Source organism: Streptomyces sp. NPDC005485 (genome assembly GCF_040606085.1).
Taxonomy (GTDB): Bacteria; Actinomycetota; Actinomycetes; order Streptomycetales; family Streptomycetaceae; genus Streptomyces.
On record NZ_JBEXDZ010000004.1, the window covers coordinates 52,501 to 74,668 of the forward strand.

General features: G+C 72.8%; 17 protein-coding genes. 13 read left to right on the plus strand and 4 right to left on the minus strand.

The genetic code is table 11. The annotated features are described in order from the left end of the window. Nucleotide 1: 1 nt before the first annotated feature. Both ABZS97_RS03120 and ABZS97_RS03125 read right to left on the minus strand, forming a co-directional pair. Nucleotides 2–1,243: a helix-turn-helix domain-containing protein gene (locus ABZS97_RS03120; RefSeq protein ID WP_356132877.1), complete on the minus strand. Its 1,242-nt coding sequence runs from the start codon at nt 1,241–1,243 to the stop codon at nt 2–4. 2 nt (nt 1,244–1,245) lie between these two features. Beyond that, the gene (locus ABZS97_RS03125) at nt 1,246–1,398 is read right to left on the minus strand and encodes a hypothetical protein (protein WP_356132879.1); all 153 of its coding nucleotides are present in this window, start codon (nt 1,396–1,398) and stop codon (nt 1,246–1,248) included. Between the two features lie 270 nt (nt 1,399–1,668). Between ABZS97_RS03125 and ABZS97_RS03130 the strand changes: the two genes are divergently transcribed. The 10 genes from ABZS97_RS03130 (at nt 1,669) to ABZS97_RS03175 (ending at nt 14,193) form a co-directional block, all read left to right on the plus strand. After that, nucleotides 1,669–2,646: a DUF3068 domain-containing protein gene (locus ABZS97_RS03130; RefSeq protein ID WP_356132881.1), complete on the plus strand. Its 978-nt coding sequence runs from the start codon at nt 1,669–1,671 to the stop codon at nt 2,644–2,646. A gap of 226 nt (nt 2,647–2,872) precedes the next feature. After that, nucleotides 2,873–4,024: a glycosyltransferase family 4 protein gene (locus tag ABZS97_RS03135; protein ID WP_356132883.1), complete on the plus strand. Its 1,152-nt coding sequence runs from the start codon at nt 2,873–2,875 to the stop codon at nt 4,022–4,024. A 5-nt stretch (nt 4,025–4,029) separates the two neighbouring features. Beyond that, a complete protein-coding gene (locus ABZS97_RS03140; protein ID WP_356132885.1) occupies nt 4,030–4,863 on the plus strand; it encodes a class I SAM-dependent methyltransferase in 834 nt (277 codons plus the stop codon). Continuing rightward, complete coding sequence (locus tag ABZS97_RS03145; protein ID WP_356132960.1) at nt 4,860–9,356, plus strand: alpha-(1->3)-arabinofuranosyltransferase family protein; 4,497 nt, start codon at nt 4,860–4,862, stop codon at nt 9,354–9,356. Before ABZS97_RS03140 ends, ABZS97_RS03145 begins: the two co-directional genes overlap by 4 nt. Further along, the gene (locus ABZS97_RS03150) at nt 9,353–10,663 is read left to right on the plus strand and encodes a condensation protein (RefSeq protein WP_356132887.1); all 1,311 of its coding nucleotides are present in this window, start codon (nt 9,353–9,355) and stop codon (nt 10,661–10,663) included. Before ABZS97_RS03145 ends, ABZS97_RS03150 begins: the two co-directional genes overlap by 4 nt. Next, entirely contained in the window at nt 10,660–11,394 is a 735-nt protein-coding gene (locus tag ABZS97_RS03155) for a methyltransferase domain-containing protein (protein WP_356132889.1), read from the plus strand. Before ABZS97_RS03150 ends, ABZS97_RS03155 begins: the two co-directional genes overlap by 4 nt. A gap of 15 nt (nt 11,395–11,409) precedes the next feature. Continuing rightward, nucleotides 11,410–12,315 (plus strand): hypothetical protein, encoded by a 906-nt coding sequence (locus tag ABZS97_RS03160; RefSeq protein WP_356132962.1) that lies wholly within the window; start codon nt 11,410–11,412, stop codon nt 12,313–12,315. Then, nucleotides 12,312–12,533: a Trm112 family protein gene (locus ABZS97_RS03165; RefSeq protein WP_356132891.1), complete on the plus strand. Its 222-nt coding sequence runs from the start codon at nt 12,312–12,314 to the stop codon at nt 12,531–12,533. Before ABZS97_RS03160 ends, ABZS97_RS03165 begins: the two co-directional genes overlap by 4 nt. Next, the gene (locus ABZS97_RS03170; protein ID WP_356132893.1) at nt 12,530–13,381 is read left to right on the plus strand and encodes an FkbM family methyltransferase; all 852 of its coding nucleotides are present in this window, start codon (nt 12,530–12,532) and stop codon (nt 13,379–13,381) included. The genes ABZS97_RS03165 and ABZS97_RS03170 overlap by 4 nt, the downstream gene beginning before the upstream one ends. Before the next feature lie 194 nt (nt 13,382–13,575). Beyond that, complete coding sequence (locus ABZS97_RS03175; RefSeq protein WP_356132895.1) at nt 13,576–14,193, plus strand: hypothetical protein; 618 nt, start codon at nt 13,576–13,578, stop codon at nt 14,191–14,193. Here the strand turns inward: ABZS97_RS03175 and ABZS97_RS03180 are convergent. Continuing rightward, entirely contained in the window at nt 14,171–15,073 is a 903-nt protein-coding gene (locus tag ABZS97_RS03180; protein WP_356132897.1) for a hypothetical protein, read from the minus strand. The genes ABZS97_RS03175 and ABZS97_RS03180 overlap by 23 nt on opposite strands. Nucleotides 15,074–15,230: 157 nt before the next feature. Between ABZS97_RS03180 and ABZS97_RS03185 the strand changes: the two genes are divergently transcribed. The 3 genes from ABZS97_RS03185 (at nt 15,231) to ABZS97_RS03195 (ending at nt 18,444) form a co-directional block, all read left to right on the plus strand. Then, the gene (locus ABZS97_RS03185; protein ID WP_356132899.1) at nt 15,231–15,449 is read left to right on the plus strand and encodes a DUF4287 domain-containing protein; all 219 of its coding nucleotides are present in this window, start codon (nt 15,231–15,233) and stop codon (nt 15,447–15,449) included. Nucleotides 15,450–15,581: 132 nt separating this feature from the next. Further along, on the plus strand, nt 15,582–17,066 hold the full coding sequence (locus ABZS97_RS03190; protein WP_356132901.1) for an acyl-CoA synthetase: 1,485 nt from the start codon (nt 15,582–15,584) through the stop codon (nt 17,064–17,066). Then, complete coding sequence (locus ABZS97_RS03195; RefSeq protein WP_356132903.1) at nt 17,059–18,444, plus strand: carboxyl transferase domain-containing protein; 1,386 nt, start codon at nt 17,059–17,061, stop codon at nt 18,442–18,444. Before ABZS97_RS03190 ends, ABZS97_RS03195 begins: the two co-directional genes overlap by 8 nt. Here the strand turns inward: ABZS97_RS03195 and ABZS97_RS03200 are convergent. Next, entirely contained in the window at nt 18,422–22,063 is a 3,642-nt protein-coding gene (locus ABZS97_RS03200) for a S8 family serine peptidase (RefSeq protein ID WP_356132905.1), read from the minus strand. The two genes, ABZS97_RS03195 and ABZS97_RS03200, sit on opposite strands and share 23 nt — an antisense overlap. Nucleotides 22,064–22,168 lie beyond the last annotated feature (105 nt).

Genomic DNA, 22,168 nt, shown 5'->3' on the forward strand with positions numbered 1-22,168 from the left:
GTCAGCGGCGCGCCCGGGGGTCTCCCAGTTCCCCGCGCAGCCGTTGTGCCCGTAACACCAGTTCCAGTTCGAAGCGGCGGTCCGGGTCGTCTATCTCGTCGCCCCACAGTTCGCGGATCTGTCGCAGGCGGTAGCGGACGGTCTGGGGATGGACGCCGAGGCGGGCCGCGACCTCGGGGGCGCCACCGCGTGTTTCCAGCCATGCGAGCAGGGTCTCGGCGAGGCGGCGGCCGTGGGTGGGGCCGCAGTGTTCGAGGGGGGCCAGGCATCGCAGGGCGAGGTCGTCGATGAGTTCCTCGGGCTGGAGGAGGACCAGGGCCTCGGTGTGTTCCGTGCAGTGCAGCACCTCACCGGCGGGCAGCAGCCGCCGCTCCATCAGCCGTACGGCGGCCTCCGCCCAGCGCAGCGACTTCGCCGCGTCGGCCAGCGGCACCGGGGGCCCGACCGCGCCCGCCCACCCGGCGAGGGCGCGGTGCAGCAGCTCCGGGCGGCCGGCGGCGGCCGGCTCGGGCACGACCATGCGCGGCTGCTCGTACTCCATGTCCAGGAGCACGTCCTGTCCGACGGCGGGCGCGACGGCCTCGCGGGCCGGGCGCAGCAGCACGGCGACGGCGACCCTCTTGGGCAGCGGCCAGCCGATGCGGGCGGCGCGCTCGACGAGTGCCTCGGCGGGGTCGCCGCGGTGGTGCTCGGCGAGCAGCAGTTCCATGAGGCGGCGCTGCAGCCGCAGCCGTTCCCCGGCCTGGCGTGCCGCGGCCTCGGCGTAGCCGCGTACGGACTGGTCGACGAGGCCGTCCAGGTACTCGTATCCGGCGTCGACGAGTTCGTACATCGCCGGTGGCGGGATCTCGACCATCTGCCCGATCTCGGCGAAGCGGCGCCAGGCGAGCCGGACGCCCAGTCGGTAGATGGCCTGAAGGGAGTCGAGGCTGCGGCCGTGCAGGCCCTCGCCGCGGCCGAATTCCTGGAAGACCTCGGGGTGGACGCGCGGGTGGCCCTCGGCGCTCTCCAGGTGCTGCACGAAGACCTCGATGGCCCGGCGGATGCCGATCAGCGCCATGGGTTCGCCGGAGTCGTCGAGCACGACGGGCAGGTGCGGGTACTCGCGGCGGATCTCGCGCAGGATCTCCTCGGCGAGGGCCGGGGCCTGTTCCATGGCGAGCGCCGCGAACCGGCGCACCTGGAGTCGGGGAACGTCGCGCCAGGCCGAGCCGGTGGTGACGGTTCCCGGGTGAGGGATCACGGTCAGCGCTCCTGGCCGGCATTCTCGTAGGTGATCAGCGGCGTGTTCGGCTGGTCCGGGGTCGCGTCGAGCAGGGCGACGATGCCTAGGGCGGCGCCCACGGCGAGTGCGGCGGCGGCCGCCATGGTCAGGGCGGCGGCGAGCAGTCTGGACATGGCAGGGTGAGCCTCTCTGTCGGAGGTCGTCCCCATCCCGGCGCTCCGCGCGGCCGTGTCCCTCGGCCCCGCGGTTCCCACCCGTTGCCGAACAGCGGCCCGGCAGTGGCCAGTCTCGACAATGCATTGACACCCCGTCAAGGGTGCGCCTACGGTTCCCGGCCCGTACCGCACGTGCATTTCCTCCCACGGTGTCGACCCACCCGTATGCACCTGTATCCATCCGTACCTCCCGGTGAGTCGAGCCCCTCACGCCCCTGGAGTGCCCGGATGCGCAGAACCGCCTCACCCGTCTCCCTGATCCTGCTGGGGCTCGGGACGTTCCTCCTGGTCCTGGCCCCGCTGCTCGCGTGGTACGTGCAGCCGCGCGCCGCCGTGAACCCGGTCGACATCGACACCACCGCGATCTACACCGGCACGGGCAGCGTCTTCGACGTCGACAAGGTCAAGACCGTGCCCGACCAGCACATCACCGTCACCCAGCAGGTCCGCGGCGATGTCGCCGACAGCGAGAAGAGCGGGAAGGCGGTCTGGGACGTGACGACCACCGTCGACACGGACAAGTCGCTGCCGGCGGCCGACCCGCACGACGCCCTGGAGTTCATGCCGGGCCGCTGGGTCACCGACCGCAGGACCAACGAGCCCGTGCACTGCTGCCGCGAGAAGCCCTACTTCGAGGGTGACGCCTACCTGAAGTTCCCCTTCGACGTGCAGAAACACTCGTACCGCTGGTGGGACAACTCCCTTGGCGCGACAGTCACTTTGCACTACAAGGGCACCAAGAAGGTGCAGGGGTACCAGGGTTACCGGTTCACCGGCACCGTGCCCGCCACCCGGACCGGAACACGCCTGGTCCCGGGCGCGATCGTGGACGAGCCGGAGCGCAGTCAGGTGCTCGCCGAGGAGTGGTACGCCAACCACCTCATCGAACTCGTCGTCGACCAGCGCACCGGCCGGGTGATCTACGCCCAGGTCGGCCCCCGGAAGACGCTGCGTGCCCCCGGTTCGAAGAAGGACGCCGCCGTGCTCCTGGACAGCGAGAAGCTGGGATTCACCACCGCGACGCAGAAGGACCAGGTGAAGCAGGCGAAGAAGGAGAGCGGTCAACTGCGCATGGTGGGGCAGACGTTGCCGATCGGTGCCGCTGTGGCCGGATTCGTCCTCGTGGCGGTGGGGGGCGTTTTGGTGGTACGAGGACGGCGGCGCCCCGATACGTCCGAGATGCCGCCGCCTCCGCTCACGATGTGACGTGACGTCAGTTCTAATAACCCCGGAAATTGTCACTTCGGTGAGTAGCCGTGGCGAACGGCTGGGCGAAAACTGTCCACCCACCCGAGCACAACCCGTCCACATCCCTCACCCAAGAAGAGCTCAGTCCCCCCACAGCAACCCGCACCGCGTGTCCGACCAGATCCGCACCGTGCCCTGTACGCCCCCCACGCTGAGTTCCGCACCCTGACGAGTTGGAGCACCTATGCCCCAGCACGTGCCTTCCCCACTGCGCGAAGCGTTCCCGCGCTCCGCGCAGTACCCTCCGGCGCACCCCCCACACCCGCGCCGAATCGTTTTCCTCGCCCACCGCGACCTGGACAATCCGGCCGCCGGCGGGTCCGAACTCCTCGTCGACCGGCTGGCCGACGGGCTGACCCAGCTCGGCCACCAGGTCACCCTGCTGTGCGGCGGCCCCGCGTCCTACCGCGACTACCGGGTCGTCTCCGCCGGCGGCGACTACGGCCACTTTCTGCGCGCCCGCTCGGCGTTCCACCGTCAGGTGGGCGACTGCGACCTGCTGGTCGAGGTGTGCAACGGCATGCCGTACCTGGCGCCGCTGTGGCACCACGGGCCGACGCTCTGCCTGGTCAACCACGTCCACACCGACCTGTGGCGGATGCGGTTCGGCGGGCCGCTGGCGCCCGCGGCGCGGCTGGGCCGAAGACTTGAGCACTGGGCGCTCGCGGGCGCGCAACGCCACAACCTCCTGGTCGCCGTCTCGCCGTCGACGGCCCACGCCCTGAGTTCGATCGGGGTCGAGCACGACCGCATCCGCGTCGTGCACAACGGGGTCGAGGAGCCGGGTCCGCGGACCCCGCGTTCACCGGAGCCGTTGTTCCTGGCGATGGGGCGGCTGGTCGAGTACAAACGGATCGATCTCCTCCTACGGCTCTGGGAGCGTGTGCGCCCTGTGACGGGCGGCCGGCTCGTGATCGTCGGCGACGGCCCCGAACGCGAACGCCTCTCCCAACTCGCGGGTCCCGGCGTGGAGTTCGTCGGCCATGTCTCCGAGACCGAGAAGCACCGGCTGATGTGCGCGGCGTGGCTGCTTCTGCACCCTTCCGCGGTCGAGGGCTGGGGCCTGGTGGTCACCGAGGCCGCGACACGCGAGACCCCGACGATCGCCTTCGACGTACCCGGACTGCGGGACTCCGTCGAGGACGGCGAGACGGGCGTCCTGGCCCGCGGCGAGTCCTCCTTCGCCGCCGCCTGGTGCACCCTCGCCCTCTCCGCCCACCGCCGCGAACTCATGGGCAAGGCGGCTCGCGACCGTGCCGCCCAGTACCGCTGGAATCACACGGTCCGCCAGTTCAGGACGGTGGCCGCGGAGGCGGTCACCTCCTGGCAGGGGTGACGCCCATGAGCCCCGGCCCCGACGACCGCCGCCCGGCCACGTCTTCCGCTGACTCCCCGGCGTCCGAGACGGTCGGCGGTGGCCTGGTGCGCCCGCACGGCGCCGCCGCCCACTGGAAGGATCCCTCCCTTCGCCGTTCCCTCGCGCTCTTCCGGGCCTTCCTTCATGAGCAGGACGATCCCGAGGCCTGTTACTCGCTGCTCGCGCGTGACGCGGCCGACCAGGTCGAGGCGTACGGGGGCGGCGTGCGGGGGCGGACCGTCGTCGATGTCGGCGGGGGCAGCGGGTACTTCACCGAGGAGTTCCGGCGGCGGGGGGCCAATGCCTACCTGTTCGAGCCGGACGTGCGGGAGCTGGGGGCGAAGCCGCCGGACGGGGCCGTGGTCGCGGACGGATACCTGCTGCCCCTGGCGTCCGCCACCGCCGACGTCTGTTTCTCCTCCAACGTGCTGGAGCACGTGTCCGACCCGCAGACGTTCCTCAGCGAGATGGTGCGGGTCACCCGCCCCGACGGGCTGATCTACGTGTCGTTCACCAACTGGCTGTCCCCGTGGGGCGGTCACGAGTGGGCGCCGTGGCACTACTTCGGCGCGCAGCGGGCGCGGGCCCGCTACCAGCGCCGTACCGGAGTACCGGCCAAGCACACCCTCGGCGAGAACCTCTTCGCCGTACACATCGGCACCACCCTGCGGCAGGTCCGTGCCCGCGACGACGTCACGGTCGTCCAGGCGCGCTCCCGCTACTGGCCCTTCCTCGCCGGTGCCGTCGCGAAGACGCCGGGACTGCGCGAGTTCGCCACCTGGAATCTCCTCCTCATCCTCCGGCGGTGTCCACCATGACGACCACGGTCCAGGCTCCTCCCCCGGCAGCCGTCCCCACCGCCCGGGCCACCGCGGGACCCCCTGAGGGCCCGCGGTCGCGGCGGTGGCTGGTGGGGTTCTGGGCCGTGGTGTTCGTCCTGGTCCTGGTGGTGCACCCCGGGCGGACGACCTTCGACACCAAGCTCGGGGTCGCGCTCGACCCCTGGCAGTTCCTCTCCGACCTCGGCCAGTTGTGGCACGACCGGGGCGGCTTCGGCGGCATCCAGGACCAGTACGTCGGCTACGCCTGGCCGATGCTGCCGTTCTACGGCCTGTGCAAGCTGATCCATCTCCCGGTGTGGCTGGCGGAGCGGCTGTGGCTGTCGCTCATCGTGTCGGTGGCGTTCTGGGGCGCCCTGCGGCTGGCCGAGCGCCTGCGGATCGGGAGCGGTGCGTCCCGTCTGCTCGCGGCCGTGGCGTACGCGCTGTGGCCGGTGTTCACGATCGTCGTCGGCTCGACCTCGGCGGCCGCGCTGCCCGGCGCCTTCCTCCCGTGGGTGCTGCTCCCGCTCACCGACGAGCGCTTCACCGCTCGCGTCGCGGCCCTCCGCTCGGCGCTGTTCATCCCCTTCATGGGCGGTGTGAACGCGGCCGCGACCCTGGCCTCCCTGCTGCCGGTGGGGCTGTACCTGCTGTCCCGCCCGAGCGGACCCCGGCAGCGCAAGCTGATCACCTGGTGGGTGCCCGGCGTCATCCTGGCGACCGCGTGGTGGGTGGTCCCGCTGCTGATGCTCGGCATCTACGGCGAGAACTTCCTTCCCTACGTGGAGACTTCGCAGACGACGACGGCCACCATGTCGGCGACCGAGTCGCTGCGCGGCGGCGGCAACTGGGTCGCGTACCTGCACTTCGGCGAGGCGTGGCTGCCGGCCGGCTGGACCGTCGCGTCCTCGGTGATCGTGATCGTCTGCTCGGCGCTCGCGGCCGGGCTGGGCCTGGCGGGCCTCGCGAGACGGGACATGCCCGAGCGCCGCTGGCTGGTGCTGACCGTGCTGTCGGTCGCGCTCATCACCCTTGCCGGGTACGGCGGTTCGTTCGGCGCACCCTTCCACGGTGTCGTCCAGGACTGGCTGAACGGCGGTCTCGTCCCCTTCCGCAACATCTACAAGTTCCAGACGGGCCTGGCTCTCGCCCTCGTGTTCGGCCTGGCGCACCTGGTGGGCGTCGCCGCGCAGGAACGCGGGGCCCGCCGGGTGCGCGGACGCCGCCTCGCCCCGCTGGTCGCCGCGATCCTGGTGCTGCCCGGTCTCGCCTGGCCCTACCTCAACGGGTCGATCCTGAACCCGGGTTCGTTCCAGAAGCTGCCCACCTACTGGGAGACCACCGCCGACTGGCTGAAGAAGTACTCCCCCGACTCGCGCGCCCTCGTCGTCCCCGCCACCGCGCACGGCATCTACACCTGGGGCTCGCCCATCGACGAACCCCTCGACGTCCTCGCCGACTCCCGCTGGGCGGAGCGCGACTACGTGCCGTTCGGCACCCCGGGCAACCGGCGCGCCATGGACGCGGTCGAGCAGTCGCTGATGACGGGCGGCCAAGTGCCGGGCCTGGCCGACTACTTGAGCCGCGCGGGCCTCTACTACGTCGTCGTGCGCAACGACCTCGACCCCGACCAGGTCGGCTACGTGCCGACCGCGACCGTCAAGCGCACCCTGGAGCAGTCGGGCTACCAGCGGGTGACCGGCTTCGGCCCGGTGATGACCGGCGGACGCATCGCGAACGACACACCCATGCAGGTCGAGGGCCTGTATCCGCGCCAGCGCGCCGTGGAGATCTACGAGCCGACCGGCGAAGGTGTGCCGCGCCCCGGACAGGCCGGGCTGAAGCCGATCGCGGACACGGCCGTCGTCTCCGGTGGTCCCGAGGCGCTGCTGCCGCTGGCCGCCGACCCGTCGATGCGGGGCCGGGCCACGGTCCTGACCGGCGACAACCATCCCGGCCTCGGCACGCCCGGGGTGCAGATCCTCGGTGACGGGATGCGGCGCGCCGACACCCGCTTCGGCCTGGTCAACTCCAACACCTCGTACACGTACACCGCCGACGAGCGGAACCCCTCCGACAGCGCGCAGGACGCCGGGAGGAAGCCGCACCAGATCCTGCCGATGCAGGGCCTGGACCACCAGACGGTGGCACAGCTGCGCGGCGCCCGTTCGGTGACCGCGTCGTCGAGCGGCAACTGGCTGTTCCAGCTGCCGCAGTACGACCCCGTGAACGCCTTCGACGGCAACCCGGACACCGCGTGGGCGGAGGGCGCGGCGGGCTCGGCGAACGGGCAGTGGCTGCGGATCCGGTTCACCGGGTCCATCGACATGCCGTCGTCGTTCAAGGTCACACCGCTGCCCCAGGGCGGCGTGCGGTCGGCGCCGACGCGGGTGCGGGTGGAGACGGAGAAGGGGTCGGTCACCAGCTTCCTCGAACCGAACGGCATGACGCAGCGCATCAACGCCCGTGCAGGATCGACGAGTTGGATGAGGATCACGATCGTCGACTCCGTCGCCCGGCACACCGGCCTCACGGGTGCGGGCTTCTCCGAGATCGACCTCCCGGACGTCCAGGTGACCCGGCTGCTGCGGCTCCCGACGGACGCCGCCGGCTCGGACGCCTCCTCCGAGATCGTCTCGCTGCACCGCACCGCCGACCCCACCGGCCTCTCCCCGACGGGCACGGAGGCGGGCCTGCACCGCCGCTTCTCGACGTCGACGTCGGGCACGTACGACGTGAAGGCGAGCGCGGTCCCGATCCCGGGCGAGGGCCTCGACAAGCTGCTCTACGAGGTGGCGCCCGACCAGGAGCGCCGGATCACCGCGACGGCCGATTCCACGGCGGGAATGGGCGCGGGCCTGTCCGCGCGCAACCTCACCGACGGCGACCTCACGACGGCGTGGATCGCGGGCGACCGGCCGACGATCCACCTCAGCTGGCCGGACAAGCAGCCGGTCTCCTCGATCGTGCTGGCCCCGGCGGGCGGCCTGTCCACCCGCCCGACCGAGGTGAACATCAGCTCCCCGGACGGCGCCGCGATCGCCGGAGTCGACGAGAACGGCTGGGTCCGCTTCGACCCGATCACGACCGACCACCTCGACATCACGGTCACGAAGACGGCGCCGCTGACCGTCCACAACCCGGTCGCGGACGAGGACCTGCAACTGCCCGTCGGCCTGACCGAGGCCTACATCCCGGCCCTCGACCAGTACCGCACCCCCCAGCCCTCGGCCACCCGCACGTTCACCCTCCCGTGCGGCAAGGGACCGGTGCTCGCGGTGGACGGCAAACTGTACGAGACGAGCGCGAAGGGCACCGTACGGGATCTCGTGGAGCGTCGCGGCATCGAACTGACGCTATGTCAAGAAGGGCGTGCGGAGGACGGGTTGCAGCTCGACGCGGGTTCGCACCGGGTCGAGGCCGGGGACGCGGGCCCGCTGGTCGTGACCGATGTGACGCTCACCAGCGGCACGGTGGGCACCGAAGCCACCGCCGGCGCACGCGAGTTGAAGATACGGGACTGGCTGGGCGACCGCCGCGAGGTGTCGGTCGGCTCGGGCGCCGCCTCGTACCTGACGACGTACGAGAACTACAACGACGGCTGGAAGGCGACTCTGGGCGGCAAGGAACTCACGCCGGTACGGCTGGACGGCTGGCAGCAGGGCTGGCGCATCCCGTCCGGCGCGGGCGGGACCGTCAAGCTCTCCTACGGGCCCTCGACGACGTACGAGGCCGGGCTGATCGGCGGCGGAGTCGCGGTGGCGGCGCTCGCCGGGCTCGCCCTGTGGCGGCGCCGCTCGCCCAACCCCGACGTGCCGCAGCCGCTGCCGCCCGACCCCGGACTGTGGCTCGGCACGGTCGCGCTCACGCTCGTAGGCATCGTGATCGCGGGCTTCTTCGCCCTGCTGGTCCCGGTGCTGGCCCTGCTCGCGTGGAAACGGCACGCCCTGCTCGTACCGATCGCCTTCCTCTCGCTCGTGGGGGCGGGGATCGCGGCGGCGACGGGGGCCGGGTCGCCGGTGGGCGCGGGCGAGGGCGCGTTCGGGCCGGCGGCCCAACTGCTGGCCCTGATCGGCCTGTTCGCCGCGCTCGTGAGTGTGCAAGAGCCCAGTGCGCCCGATGCGGCGGGGACGACGGCACAGTTCGCGGCGCCGCCCGGCTCGGAGGCACCGACCGCGCCGCTTCCGCAGCGGCGGCGCGGGGAGGCCGGCGGGCCCGGCGCCCCGGGTCCCGCTGCGGAGCCCGGTCCCACGACGGGCTCCGGCCTCGCCTCCAGCACCACCATCTCCGCGCGCGGCCCGGAGTCCGCGCGGCCGGATCCCGACCCGCCGACGGCACGGATCGGGTTCCGCAAGCCGCGGTTCAAGGCGACGCCGCCCGAGCCGGAGGACACCCCGAAGCGGCCCGGCGAGACGCCGGCACCCGGCACGGGGACCACCGATACGAGTACCGGAACGGACACGGACGCGGAGAAGGGCCGGCCCGCATGACCGCACTGGAACAGCCCGCACGCGGCGGCACGGACGGCCCGGCGCGGCCGCCCGACCGCGTGCCGTTCCCCGTGGTGGACGAGGTCGCCCGGCACTGCCACCAGGAGGAGGAGCCCGAGACCGTCCACATCGAGGTCCATCTGCCGGGCCGGCTGGACCCCGCCCGTCTCACGTCCGCGTTCACCGAGGCCCTGCACCGCCACCCGCGCATCCTCATGCGCGAGGCGGCCGGGCCCTGGTACCGGCGGCGTTACGAGTGGGAACTGACCGCCGATCCCGACGTGCGGGTGGTGACGTTCCCGCCGCCGGACCGGGACGCCCTCAAGCACGCCCGGGACCGTGCACTGAACAACGCGCCGCCCCTGTCCGCCTCGCCGCCGATCCGCCTGGAAGTCGTCGACGAGGACGACCGGTCCGAAGGCACCGTCCTCTTCCTCACCATCAACCACACCGCCCTGGACGGTCCCGCCTGTCTGCGCGTGCTGGCCACCGCGGCGGAGCTGTACGGCGGCCGGGACAACTCCCCCGCCGCGCCCCCGGTCCGCCCGCCCGACGCCCCCGAGGAGCAGGTGGACACGCCGTCCGGCTGGGCCCCGCCCGCCCGCGTCGTCCACGGCACCCCCGAACCCTCGCCGGGCAACGGCCTGCTCGTCACCGAGCTGAGCGTCCCGCGCCGGCCCAAGGGCGCCCCGTACACCGTGAACGACCAGCTCATGGCCGCCACCGCCCTGATGATCACCCACTGGAACCGGGAACACGGCGCGCGGCCCCGCCCGCTGCGCATCACCATGCCCGTGGACGACCGGCCACGGGGCACCGACATGCCCATCGGCAACGGCACCCGGCTCGTCGAAGTCCCCTTCACACCCGAGGAGTTGGACCCGGACCGGATGGCCGAGCTGCTGCGCCGCACGGCGGACCGCACCCGCGCCCTCAAGTCCCTGCCGCGCCCCCAACTCGGCCATGGCGCCGCCCTGTTGACGGCGCCCGTGGTACCCGTGGCGTGGCGCGCCGCACTCACCCGCGGCCTGCGCAGAACGGTCGCCCCCTGGACGTCGACCACCCTCCTGAGCAACATCGGCCGCATCCCGTACAGCCTGGACTTCGGGGACACGGCCGGGCGCGCCCACGCGGTCTGGTTCTCCGCGCCGGCCCGTATGCCACGCGGCCTGACGGTGACGACCGCCTCCACCGCCGGCCGCCTCCACCTCGCCCTGCGCTGGTCGCGCACCCTGCTCAGCCACGGCGACGGCGCCCACCTCCGCGACCTCTTCGAGCACTATCTGCACGCGACGGAGGTCTCATGACGACCAGCGCCCCGGTGCGCAGGGAACTGCGCGACTTCTACGAGGACCCCGCCGTCCCCGTCGCCTCCGGCACCCCCCGCAGCCTGCGCCAGGCGCGCATGCTGGCCGCCGTGCTCGGCCCGGCCACCGACGGCGCGAGGACCGTCCTCGACATCGGCTGCGGCGACGGCACCGCGGCCGCCACCGCCGCGCCCCTCCTGGCCGGACACCGTCTCGTCGGCGTCGACTGGTCCCAGGACGCGCTCAGACGCGCCCACGCCCGCCTGCCGTACGCCGTACGCGGTGAACTCACCGACGGCGGCCTGCCGTTCGCGGCGGGCGCGGCCGACGCGGTGCTGTTCAGCGAGGTCATCGAGCACCTCGTCGACCCGGACGCCGCCCTGGACGAGATCCGTCGCGTGCTGCGCCCCGGCGGCCATCTCATGCTCTCCACCCCGAACCTGGCCGCCTGGTACAACCGCGCCCTGCTTCTGGCGGGCGTCCAGCCCGTGTTCTCCGAGGTGAGCCTGCGTGCCATCCACGGCCGCCCCGGGACGGAGGTCGTCGGCCATCTGCGGCTCTACACCGCCCGCGCGCTACGGGAGTTCGTGGCCGCGTCGGGCTTCGAGGTCGTACGGCTGCGCGGGGCACCCTTCCACGGTGTGCCGCGTCCGCTGCGCCCCCTGGACCGGGTGGCGTGCGCGGTTCCGTCGGCCTCCTCGATCCTGCTGCTGCACGCGCGGAGGACCTAGCCGATGTGGTGGGGAGTGGCCGCGGCCCTGATGGCGAACGTCCTGTACAGCACCGGATTCGTCCTGGAGAAGCGGGCGTTGGCCGCTCTGCCGGAGGTGAACTTCCGGCGTCCCGCCCGGCTGCTGCGCCTCGTCCTCGGCAGCCCGCTGTGGATCGGCGGCTCCCTCGCCCTCGCCGCGGGGTTCGGCGCGCAGCTCGCGGTCTACCGCACGCTTCCGATCGCCGCCGCTCAGGGGATCTTCGTTTCGGGGCTCGTGCTCCTTGTACTGCTCTCCGCGCGGCTGCTCGGCGAGGAGACGAGCGGCCGGGAGCGGTACGCGCTCGGGGCGATCCTCGCCGCCCTGCTCATGGTCGTCCTCTCGCTGCGCCAGGGCTCCGACACGGTGAGCCGCAGCGCCCCCGTGCCGCTGATCCTCCTGGTCTGCGTGCCGTCGCTGGCGGCGGGCGTGTGGCTCTACGGGGCCGCCGAGCGCCGCTCCCGGCACCGGCACCGCGTGCCGTCCACGGGCGTCGAGTACGGCGTCGCGGTGGGCCTGTTGTACGGGGTGAGTTCGCTGGCGATCAAGGGCGCCTCGACCTATCTGACGACAAGCGGGCCGGGCAGTGCGGTCGTCGAGCTGCTGCGCTCCCCGTACCCGTATCTGCTGCTGTTCACCGGCGCGTTCGGCCTCGTCATGTCGCAGGCGGCGCTGCAGCGCTGCAGGGCCTCGCTGATCGTGCCGGTCTGCACGACCGTGACCTGTCTGTTCACGGCGGTCCTCGGCACGCTCGCGTTCGGCGAGGCGCTTCCGCACGATCCGCTGCGGCTCGCGCTGCGCCTGGCGGGCACCGCTCTCGCGGTCTCCGTCCTTCTCGCCATGCCGAAACACGACGCGGCGCCCCAACCCCCCATAGGTGCCAAGGAGTTGACACCCCCATGAACCCCGACGACCCGCTGCTGAAGATCCTGGCCTGCCCGCTCGACAAGGGGCCGCTGCATCTGCTGACGCCGGAGGCCGAGAAGGAGGAGGTGCTCTACAACCCGCGGCTGCACCGCCGCTACCCGATCGTGGACGGCATCCCGCAGCTGCTGCCGTCCTCCGGCGAACAGGTCACGGAGGACGAACACGAGGAGCTGCTGAAGCGGATGGCTCCATGACGACCCTGACCGCGCGCCTGGCCCCCTTCCTCCCGCTGCGCCTGGTCGCCGCGACCGCCCGGCTGGTCTACCCGCGCTTCGAGCCCGAGCTGGCCCGGCTCGGCGACCTCTGCCCCACGGACTGCGGCACGGCCGTGGACGTGGGCGGCTGGTACGGGCCGTGGACGCGCCGGCTGGCGAAGCGGGCCGCCCGTGTGGTCACCGTCGAACCCGTCCCGCACCTGGCCCGGCTGCTCTCCTCCGGCGGCCCCGCGAACGTCCGCGTGGTCCCCGCCGCCGCTTCCGACCGCCCGGGCACCGCCCGTCTGTGGCTGCCGTCGGACGACGCGGGCGACCGGGGCGTGTCCTCGCTGGTCCGCCGGGACATCCACGCCCGCGCACTGGAGGTGCCCTGCGTGACGCTGGACGGCCTGGACCTGCGGGACGTCGACTTCATCAAGATCGACGTGGACGGCAACGAGCTGGCCGTGCTGCGCGGCGCGGCAACCCTGCTGGCCCGCGAACGCCCCGCCCTCTTCGTCGAGCTGGAGTCCCGTATCCAGCCGATCGCCCCGGTCGTGGAGCACCTCGCCGAGCGGGGCTACGACGGCTGGGTGCTGCCCGGCGCCGCCTGGCTGCCCCTCGCGTCGTTCCCCCTGGAAGCCCACCAGGCCCGCACCGCACACGTCGTCTCACAGGGTCTGCTGCGCAGGGTCCTCCCGCCGCACGGCCCGCGCTACGTCAACTCGGTCCTCTTCCTCCCGGACGGCCGCCGCCCGGGCCCCGGCCCCCGCACGCGCCAAGGCCGAGGAAACGAGCGCGCACAGTCCCGAGGAGTCGCCCACGGCCGGCGCCCCGACATGGACTGAGGCGCCTTGGAGGCGGGGAGGACGAAAACAGACACCACGCCCTCCACCCGGACGATCGCTTCCCAGGCCCGGCCCCCGCACGCGAAGAGGCCGAGGAACGAGCACACAGTCCCGAGGAGTCGCCCACAGCCATCGCCCCGACCCCGGCTGAGGCGCCCCGGGGACGAAGCGCGAACCGGACGCCGTGCGCGACCATGGACCCCATGCCCTCCGCAAAGCGACCCACCGGTGCCGGCCCCTTCACCCCGCTCGACTTCCAGCTGGTCCTGCTGCGCCGCATGGCCGACCACAACCCGGATCTCGTCGAGGACGCCCGCCGGGAGCTGGGCGCGTCCATGGGTGACATGCGTGAGGCGAACCGCCGCTGGCAGGCGATGCTGCACGCCCCGAGGTCCAGGGCGGCGGCCTCCCGCTACCGCTCGATCCTCGGCGTGCCTGAGCATGTCGAGAAGCGCCGGATCGGTGACCTCGCCTGTGAGGCCCTGCTGTGGCCGGTCCCCCTCTGGCCGGACCTCCGCTTCGAGGTGCTGCTCGGCCCGAACGGCGCGGCCTGGAACGAGTGGCTGGTCCGCGCGCCGGGCGCCCCGGGCCCGCTCCTGCGCACGCTCGACGACCTGACTCCCTGGTCCTGCACGGTCGACGAGGCCGCCCGCGCCTTCGCCCCCGCCCGCCCCCTGGAGGGCACGGCCCCGACCCGCTGGGGGCTGGCGTTCACGGCGCCGGACGCGGCGGGCGTGCGGCGCGAGTGCGCGGCCGAGTTCACATGGGGGCTGGTGCAGCGGGTGGCGGTCAACGAGCGGCAGCCCGGATGATCGCTTCCGCCACCGCCGGGACCGACTCCGGGTGCAGTCCGAGAAAGAGGTTCGGCTCGACCAGCTCCAGCTCCATCACCCGCGGCTCCCCGTCGTCGCCGTCCACGAGGTCGACCCGGGCGTAGAGCAGCTCGGGAGCGTCCGGTACGGCGGCCAACGCGGCCACGGCCACGGCGAGTTCGGCCGCGGTGGGCGTCCAGGTCTCAAGCCCGGGGTGGGCCACCTTGTCCTCGTCGTACGGTGTGCCGGGCGCCAGCACGGCCCCCTTGCGGCTGGCGTGCAGCAGACGGCCGCCGAAGAACTGCAGCGCGCGCTCACCGGTGCGGTCGATGTGCGCCAGATAGGGCTGCACCATCGCGGTCAGCCCCTCCTCGTGCATCCGCGCGAGCTGCCGCAGAGCCGTCTCCCGCTCGCCGGGGGTGTACCGGGCGGCGAACCGGGCGCCCGCACCGGAGGTCGGCTTCACCACGTACTCGTGGTCCTCGGGCAGGTCGCCGGGGTCGCCGGGCGCGACATACCGGGTGTGCACGACGGGGACCCCGGCCGCGGCCAGGTCCCCGATGTACCGCTTGTCGGTGTTCCACCGCACGACCCGCACCGGATTGGCGAGCCGCGTGGCCTTCCCGCACCGCTCGGCCCACGCCACGAACTCCGCGGCCCGCCAGCTGTAGTCCCACGTCGACCGGATCACGACAAGGTCGTACGCCCCCCAGTCCACATCCGGATCGTCCCAGTACACGGCCTCCGCCCCGGCCCCCGCCCCCTCCAGTGCCCGCACCAGCACCGGCAGATCCCCGTCACGACTGACCTCGCCGGGATCGGGCCGATACGTGGCGAGCGCGATACGGACAGCGGCGGTACGGGCCACGACAGACTCCATCCTCGGACGACTGATGTCCGGCGAGGCTAACAATGGCTGCCCTGACCCGGACAACGCGCCGCCCCACCGATTACTTCTCCCGCTCCCCCAGGTCATACGGGTGAAGCGCATCGGCGCCTCGTGAGTTGTTTCCCCGGACGGACAGGACATCGGCGACATGAGCGAACCCGTGAAGGGCCCCGCGAGCTACTTCCCCTCGATCGAGAAGAAGTACGGCCGGCCGGTCGCCGAGTGGAAGGGACTCATCCGTTCCTCGCCCCTGAGCAAGCACATGGAACTCGTCGCCTGGCTGAAGACCGAGCACGGGCTGGGGCACGGCCATGCCAACGCCCTGGTGGCGCACACCCTCGCCGAGGGCAAGGGCAACCAGGCCTAGGCGAAGAGGGGAGGCGGCGAGGAAGGGAGCGGTGCTCGGGTTCGGCTCGGGTGCCGTGCGGCGGCGGGTTTCCCCGGCTCTGGTGTAGGAACGGTCTTGTTGTCCCTGACATCCAGGCAAGGAGTACGCCGCGTGTCCTCCCTCTTTCCGGCCCTGGCGAACGGCTCGGTCGCGCAGCGGCCCGCCCTGCGCTTCGGCGACCGCTCCCTGACGTACGCGGAACTCGGCGCCTCGGCGGGGGCGCTCGCCGCGCGGATCGGCGGCGCGGGGAGGGTCGCCGTCTGGGCGACGCCGACCCTGGAGACGGCCGTCGCGGTGGTGGCCGCGCTGCTCGCCGGGGTTCCGGCCGTACCGCTCAACCCCAAGTCGGGCGGGAGCGAGCTCGGGCACATCCTGTCCGACAGTGCGCCGTCGCTGGTGCTGGCGGCTCCTGGTGATCAACTCCCCGATCCTGTCGGCCGGTTGGAGCGGGTCGACGTCGAGGCGCAGGGCAGCGGCGAGGCGGCGGCGCCGGTCGGCCTCGACCCCGCCGCCCCCGCCCTCGTCGTCTACACCTCCGGCACCACCGGCCCGCCCAAGGGCGCCGTCATCCCGCGGCGCGCGATCGCCACGACCCTTGACGCGCTGGCCGACGCCTGGCAGTGGACGGGCGACGACGTGCTCGTGCACGGGCTGCCGCTCTTCCATGTGCACGGGCTGATCCTGGGTGTTCTCGGACCGCTGCGGCGGGGCGGATCGGTACGGCATCTGGGGCGGTTCAGCGCGCAGGGCGTGGCGCGGGAGCTGAACGACGGCGCGACGATGCTGTTCGGGGTGCCGACGATGTACCACCGCCTCGCCGAGGCGCTCGCCGACGACACCGAACTCGCCAAGGCGCTCGGCCGGGCGCGCCTGCTGGTGTCCGGTTCCGCCGCGCTGCCCGTGCACGACCACGAGCGGATCGCGGCCGCGACGGGACGCAGGGTCGTCGAGCGGTACGGCATGACGGAGACCCTCATGAACACGAGTGTGCGTGCGGACGGGGTGCCGCGCCCCGGGACGGTCGGGGTGCCGCTGCCCGGTGTCGGGGTGCGGCTCGTCGAGGAGGACGGTTCCCTCATCGGCGGTTACGACGCCGACGGCAGCCCCACCGGTACCTGCGACGGTGAGACGGTCGGCGAGATCCAGGTCCGTGGCCCCAATCTCTTCTCCGAGTACCTGAACCGGCCCGACGCCACCGCCGCCGCGTTCACCGAGGACGGCTGGTTCCGCACCGGCGACATGGCGGTGCGCGACACGGACGGCGCCGTACGGATCGTCGGCCGCAAGGCCACCGACCTGATCAAGAGCGGCGGTTACAAGATCGGCGCCGGTGAGATCGAGAACGCCCTCCTTGAGCACCCGGCGGTGCGCGAGGCCGCCGTCACGGGCGAGCCGGACGACGACCTCGGCGAGCGGATCGTCGCCTGGGTCGTACCGGTGGACGATCCCCCGGCCCCCGCCCTGGCCGCAGAGCTCTCCGACCACGTCGCCCGCCGCCTCGCCCCGCACAAACGCCCCCGGGTGGTGCACTACCTCGTCTCCCTGCCCCGCAACGACATGGGCAAGATCCTGAAGCGAGACCTCAGGAATGACTGAGCGCTTCTCCGCCCGCGAGGCCGTCGCCCTCGTCATCGACACCCCCGACGGTTTCCGCGAACTGCCCGCTCCCGGCGGGGAGCAGGGGCCCGACGGCCCCCTCTCCTGGCAGGGCTACGACGCCTCGCGGGCCCGCGCCGCGGCCCGCACCGGTGAGGAGGAGTCCGTCGTCTGCGCCGCCGCGACGGTCGGCGGCACCCCGGCCGTGCTGATCGCGTTCGAGTTCGGCTTCCTCGGCGGCTCGCTCGGCGAACGCACCGGCGACCGGCTGGAAGCGGCGTACACCTACGCCCGTGAGCACCGGCTGCCGGTCGTCTCGCTCGTCGCGACGGGCGGCAGCCGGATGCAGGAGGGCATGCTCGCCCTCAGCCAACTCCAGTGCGTGGCACGGCAGTCGGCGCTCACCCGGGAGGCCGGGCTGCCGCAGATCGCCGTGTTGCGGGACCCGACGACGGGCGGTGGCTGGGCGACGCTGGGCGCGGGCGCCGACGTGACGCTGGCGCTGCCGGGCGCACAGGTGGGCTTCGCGGGCTCCCGGGTCCGGCCGCCCGACGCGGACCCGGCGGCGTACACGGCCGAGGCGCAGTGGGCCGCGGGCGCGGTCGACGCCGTCGTGGGCGAGGACGAGCTGCGGGAGACGGTGGCTCTGTGGCTGGGCCTGCTCACCCGGCCCTCGGGCGGGGCCGCACCCGCCCCCTACGCCCTCGGCGCCACCGGTCTGCCCGCCACCGGCTGGGACGCGGTGCTGCGCGCCCGCAGTACACAACACCCGCGCGCGCAGGCCTACTTGGACGACTACTTCACGCGGCGCGCGGCCCTCAGTGGCGACCGCTGCGGCGGCACGGACGCCGGCATGCTGTGCGGTTTCGGCGAGCACACCGACGAGCACGGGACGCGGACCGTCGCGTACGCCGCCCAGTGCGGCACCGCGACTCGCCCCGCCGGATACCGTACGGCCGCCCGGCTGATCCGGCTCGCCGGTCGACTCGGCATCCCTGTGCTGACGTTGGTGGACACGCCGGGTGCCGCGAACGACGCGGACGCGGAGCGGCAGGGCGTGGGCTCCGCGATCGCGGACCTGTTCGCCGCGGTGGCCACCGCCCGTACGCCGGTCACCACGCTGGTGATCGGCGAGGGCGGATCGGGCGGCGCTCTCGCACTGGCGGCGCCGGGCAACACCTGGGCCACGCCGGACAGTTACTTCTCCGTCATCGCACCGGAGCTCGCGGCCGCGATCCTCAAGCGCCCGGCGCACGAGGTGCGCCCCACGGCGGACCAACTCCGGATCCGCCCCCAGGACTTGGTGGACCTGGGGGTGGTCCGCGGCGTGCGGCGCCACTCGTCCGACGGGCCGGTTACCTCACCCCCACCGCCCTGATGATCTCCTGGCTGACCGTGCCGCCCCGGTCGTCACCGGCCGAGGCCCGCAGCGAGACGTACTCCGCGCCGCGCGGCACGGTCAGCGTCCCCTTCCACCTGGCGCCACGGCCGTCCAGGGTCACCGACGTCCACGACTTCCCGTCGTCGTAGGACACTTCGAGCCTGCCGCGGCCGATCGTCCCGGTGTCCGGGGCGCCCTTCACGTACTCGGCGAAGACCCCGACGGGCACCCGGCCGCCGCCGCGCACATCGCCGGCGAGGTCGGTGTCGATGTCGTAGCCGAGGTTGAGCAGGGGCAGGAAGGTCCAGCGGTCGTCGGGTGTGGCCGACGACCTGAAGGTCCACTCGGAGTGGCCCTTCGTGGAGAGCCTCCAACGGTCGGGGTCGAGGGTGGTGTCGGTGGCGACCTTGTAGGTGTGCTCGTCGGCGGGTGCCTCCCAGTCGTAGGCGCCCGAGCTCGTGCGCCGGTCGATCAGGGTGCCGTCCCGGTACACCTCCGTGTACTGGGTCATGCCGCTCTCCTGGCTCCACACGTCGCCGAAGCCGGTGTGGTCGGGGCCGGAGTCGCCCCAGCCGGGCGTGTTGAACTGCAGGACGTTGCCCGAGCGCTGCTGGCCCCAGCCGAGTCCGGTGCCGAGCCAGGGGTGCCAGACGGGCTTGAACCAGTTCCGTGCCGTGTGCGAGCCGCCTCGGTAGTCGATCAGACCGCTGCGCTCCTCCAGGGCGCCGTCGCCGACGGTCACGGACTCGTGCCAGAGCCGGCCCGGGGTGGTGGAGACGTGGTCGGTGCGCTCGGCCGGATAGTCGATCCGCTCCTGGAAGCCGATGCCGATGGGGAAGGCGTCGGTGATCGAGTACCGGAACTCGCCGCCCGAGGTGGGCTTCACGGCGTGGAACCTCGTGTCCACCGTCGCGAGTTCGCCCTTCCTCGGCTCGTACGTCAGGTCGCCCTTCGGGACGGCGCCGCGGTGCCCCTGCGAAAGGTCGTACACGTAGGGCGTGTTGCGGGTGCCGGTCATCTCGACTCGCGCCGTTGCCCTCAGCCGGGCCGCGTCGGCCGTGTTCACCGTGGCGATCTGCAGCGGCCGGTCGGCGCCGTCGTCCGTCCCGAACCAGGCGTTCAGCCGCCCGGCCGCGTCGTCCGTCACGAACAGCGCCTCGGCGCCCGCGTCCTGCGCGGCCCGGGCGAGCGCACCGGGCTCGACGCCCTCGGTGAGCCGCGCGAGAACCGCCTTGCCCTTCACACCGGTGAACGGCCCGGTCCCGACGTCGACGAGCGGCAGCCTGCTGCGCCCCTCGACGAGGGTGCCGCCGGGCTGGACGACGGCCTCGCCGACCCCCTTGACCTGCAGCGACGGCTTTCCGAGCCGCCACACGGTGCGGTACTCGAAGTCGCCCTTCGTGACCTTCGCGGTCGGCGCGGCGAAGATGCTGTCGTACTTGACGGGCACCTGGACGGCGCCGAACAGGTCGGAGCCGCCCGCGTTGCGGTCGTACTCCATCAGCAGCTGCCGGGTCTCGGTGCGCTGCTCGACCTTTGCCCGCACCTCCCGCAACTTCCTTGCGTCCAGGGTGACTTCACGATCCCGGTCGAGGGTGATCTCCGGGGCCGCGAGAAAGCCGAGGCCCAGCGAGTCCGTGCCGTGGCTGCCGTGCACGTCGAGGAAGGACGTCAGGCTGTACATGCCCGGGGCCAGCCGCAGCTTCAGGGTGCCGGAGTCGCCCACGGCCGCGCTGTACGGGTCGACGCCTGCCGCCAGCTGCTGCACCGCCACGTCGGCCGCCGTCGGGTCACCTTCGCGGTCCTTGACGTGCACGGTGAGCGTGTACCGCTCCTCCTCCTTGACCAGCCCGAACACGGTGTGCGCGACAGGGCGGCCGGCGGCGGACGCCACGATCTGCCCACTGGTCTGCCCCACAGGGGCCTTGGCGCCGTCTCCGGTCACGGTGGTGGACGCGGTGCCGTGCGCGGGCACGGTGAGCGTGGAGTCGGCGACCGTGGCGACACCGTCGGAGCCGCCCTGCACGGCAAGGCTCAACTCGACTGCCGCATCTGAGGAGTTGGTGTACGTCAGTGTCCTCGTGACCGGCTCGTTCGCGTCGTAGGGCCAGCCGTAGAACCCGAGATCCGCGCTCCCGGTGGCCGTGACGGCCGACCCGACCACGTCGGGCACACTGACCCGCCCCGCGCCCAACACATAGGCAGAGGCGTCCAGTTGCTTGGACGTCGACATCAGCGCGTCCTTGAGCCGCGCGCCGCTCCACTCGGGGTGCTTCTCCGCGAGCAGCGCGGCCACGCCCGCGACATGCGGGGTCGCCATCGACGTACCGCTCATGGAGGTGTAGTAGCCACTGCCGTCCACGAGCCCGGAGCGGGCGGCGAGGATGTCGACGCCGGGCGCGGAGATGTCGGGCTTGAGCGCGTTGTCGCCGTAGCGCGGTCCGGCGCTGGTGAAGTAGGCGGCCTCGTCGGCGGAGTCGACCGCGCCGACGGTCAGCGCGGAGTCGGCGGCGCCGGGCGAGCCGATGGAGGACGGGGCACCGGTGTTGCCGGCGGCGATGACGAAGAGCACGCCGGTCTCCGCGGAGAGGGTGTCGACCGCGGCGGCCATGGGGTCGGTGCCGTCGCTCGGCTCGGTCGAGCCGAGGCTCATGGAGATCACCTTGGCGTGCACGTCCCGGGCAGCCCACTCCATCCCGGCGATGATCTGCGACTCGCTGCCCGAACCCTGGTCGCTGAGCACCTTGCCGACGGCGAGCGTCGCCCCGGGCGCGACGCCGCGCTCCTTGCCGTCCGAGGCGGCACCACTGCCCCCGACGGTGGACGTGACGTGTGTGCCGTGCCCGTTGCGGTCGGCGACCTCCTGCCCCTCGATGAAGCTCTTGGTCGCGGAGACCCTCTGCGCTAGGTCGGGATGGCCGACGTCCACGCCGGTGTCGAGGACGGCGACCGTGACGCCCTTGCCCGTGAGCCCGGTCTCCCAGGCCTTCGCCGTACCGATCTGCGCGTTGCTCTCGGCCATGTCCGCGCTGACGCGCCCGTCGAGCCAGACCTTGCCGATACCCGCATCGCCATCGGTCACGGCCCGCCAGAACGTCCGCCCCTTGTCCGCGTCGAGGGCCGCGCCGCGAATGCTCGGCAGCGCCCGCGTCCGCTCGGCCCCGCGCGGGGTCGCGCCCTTCGTCTTCCCCTTGTACGTCACGATCAGCGGCAGCTCGGCCGTCTTCCGGTCGGTCAGCCCCTGCCGTATCAGCCCGCTCACGTCGAACAGCCGCCGGTCGAGGGTTCCCGCCCGCAGATACGGCAGAGCCTCGTCCGGTACGACGGTGACGGCGCCGTTCGCCACCTGCGTCCGCACCGCTCCGCCGGCCCCCTCGGGCCGCGTCACGGCGACCGTCTTCTTCCCGTCGGCGAGGTCGGTGACGGTCACCTTGTCGCCGGTGACGAGGGTGACGGTCTGGGCGGTACGGGCGGTGCCCGCCGTGCGCGTCGGCCCCTGGGTGTCGGCGTCCCGCGCGGCCCGCGCCTGCCCCGCGGGCAGCATGGCCAGCACAACTCCCGTCGCCAGCAAGGCCGTTGCGCGTCTCGCTCGTCCTGCTCCTGGTCCTCGGGTCATCGATGCCTCTCCTCGCCCACGGGGTGGTGTCGGGGTGCTGCGAAGAGTGTCGGGGCCCTTGTGTCGCGGAAGAGCCGGACGAGGCTGGCGGGAAGGCGCCCTGGC

Excerpts from the sequence above, each read along its gene's own strand:
- ABZS97_RS03125 (WP_356132879.1), bottom strand. The coding sequence starts at position 1,398 with ATGTCCAGACTGCTCGCCGCCGCCCTGACCATGGCGGCCGCCGCCGCA.
- ABZS97_RS03140 (WP_356132885.1), top strand. The coding sequence starts at position 4,030 with ATGAGCCCCGGCCCCGACGACCGCCGCCCGGCCACGTCTTCCGCTGAC.
- ABZS97_RS03135 (WP_356132883.1), top strand. The coding sequence starts at position 2,873 with ATGCCCCAGCACGTGCCTTCCCCACTGCGCGAAGCGTTCCCGCGCTCC.
- ABZS97_RS03185 (WP_356132899.1), top strand. The coding sequence starts at position 15,231 with ATGAGCGAACCCGTGAAGGGCCCCGCGAGCTACTTCCCCTCGATCGAG.
- ABZS97_RS03175 (WP_356132895.1), top strand. The coding sequence starts at position 13,576 with ATGGACCCCATGCCCTCCGCAAAGCGACCCACCGGTGCCGGCCCCTTC.
- ABZS97_RS03130 (WP_356132881.1), top strand. The coding sequence starts at position 1,669 with ATGCGCAGAACCGCCTCACCCGTCTCCCTGATCCTGCTGGGGCTCGGG.
- ABZS97_RS03180 (WP_356132897.1), bottom strand. The coding sequence starts at position 15,073 with ATGGAGTCTGTCGTGGCCCGTACCGCCGCTGTCCGTATCGCGCTCGCC.
- ABZS97_RS03155 (WP_356132889.1), top strand. The coding sequence starts at position 10,660 with ATGACGACCAGCGCCCCGGTGCGCAGGGAACTGCGCGACTTCTACGAG.
- ABZS97_RS03145 (WP_356132960.1), top strand. The coding sequence starts at position 4,860 with ATGACGACCACGGTCCAGGCTCCTCCCCCGGCAGCCGTCCCCACCGCC.
- ABZS97_RS03170 (WP_356132893.1), top strand. The coding sequence starts at position 12,530 with ATGACGACCCTGACCGCGCGCCTGGCCCCCTTCCTCCCGCTGCGCCTG.
- ABZS97_RS03200 (WP_356132905.1), bottom strand. The coding sequence starts at position 22,063 with ATGACCCGAGGACCAGGAGCAGGACGAGCGAGACGCGCAACGGCCTTG.
- ABZS97_RS03165 (WP_356132891.1), top strand. The coding sequence starts at position 12,312 with ATGAACCCCGACGACCCGCTGCTGAAGATCCTGGCCTGCCCGCTCGAC.
- ABZS97_RS03150 (WP_356132887.1), top strand. The coding sequence starts at position 9,353 with ATGACCGCACTGGAACAGCCCGCACGCGGCGGCACGGACGGCCCGGCG.
- ABZS97_RS03195 (WP_356132903.1), top strand. The coding sequence starts at position 17,059 with ATGACTGAGCGCTTCTCCGCCCGCGAGGCCGTCGCCCTCGTCATCGAC.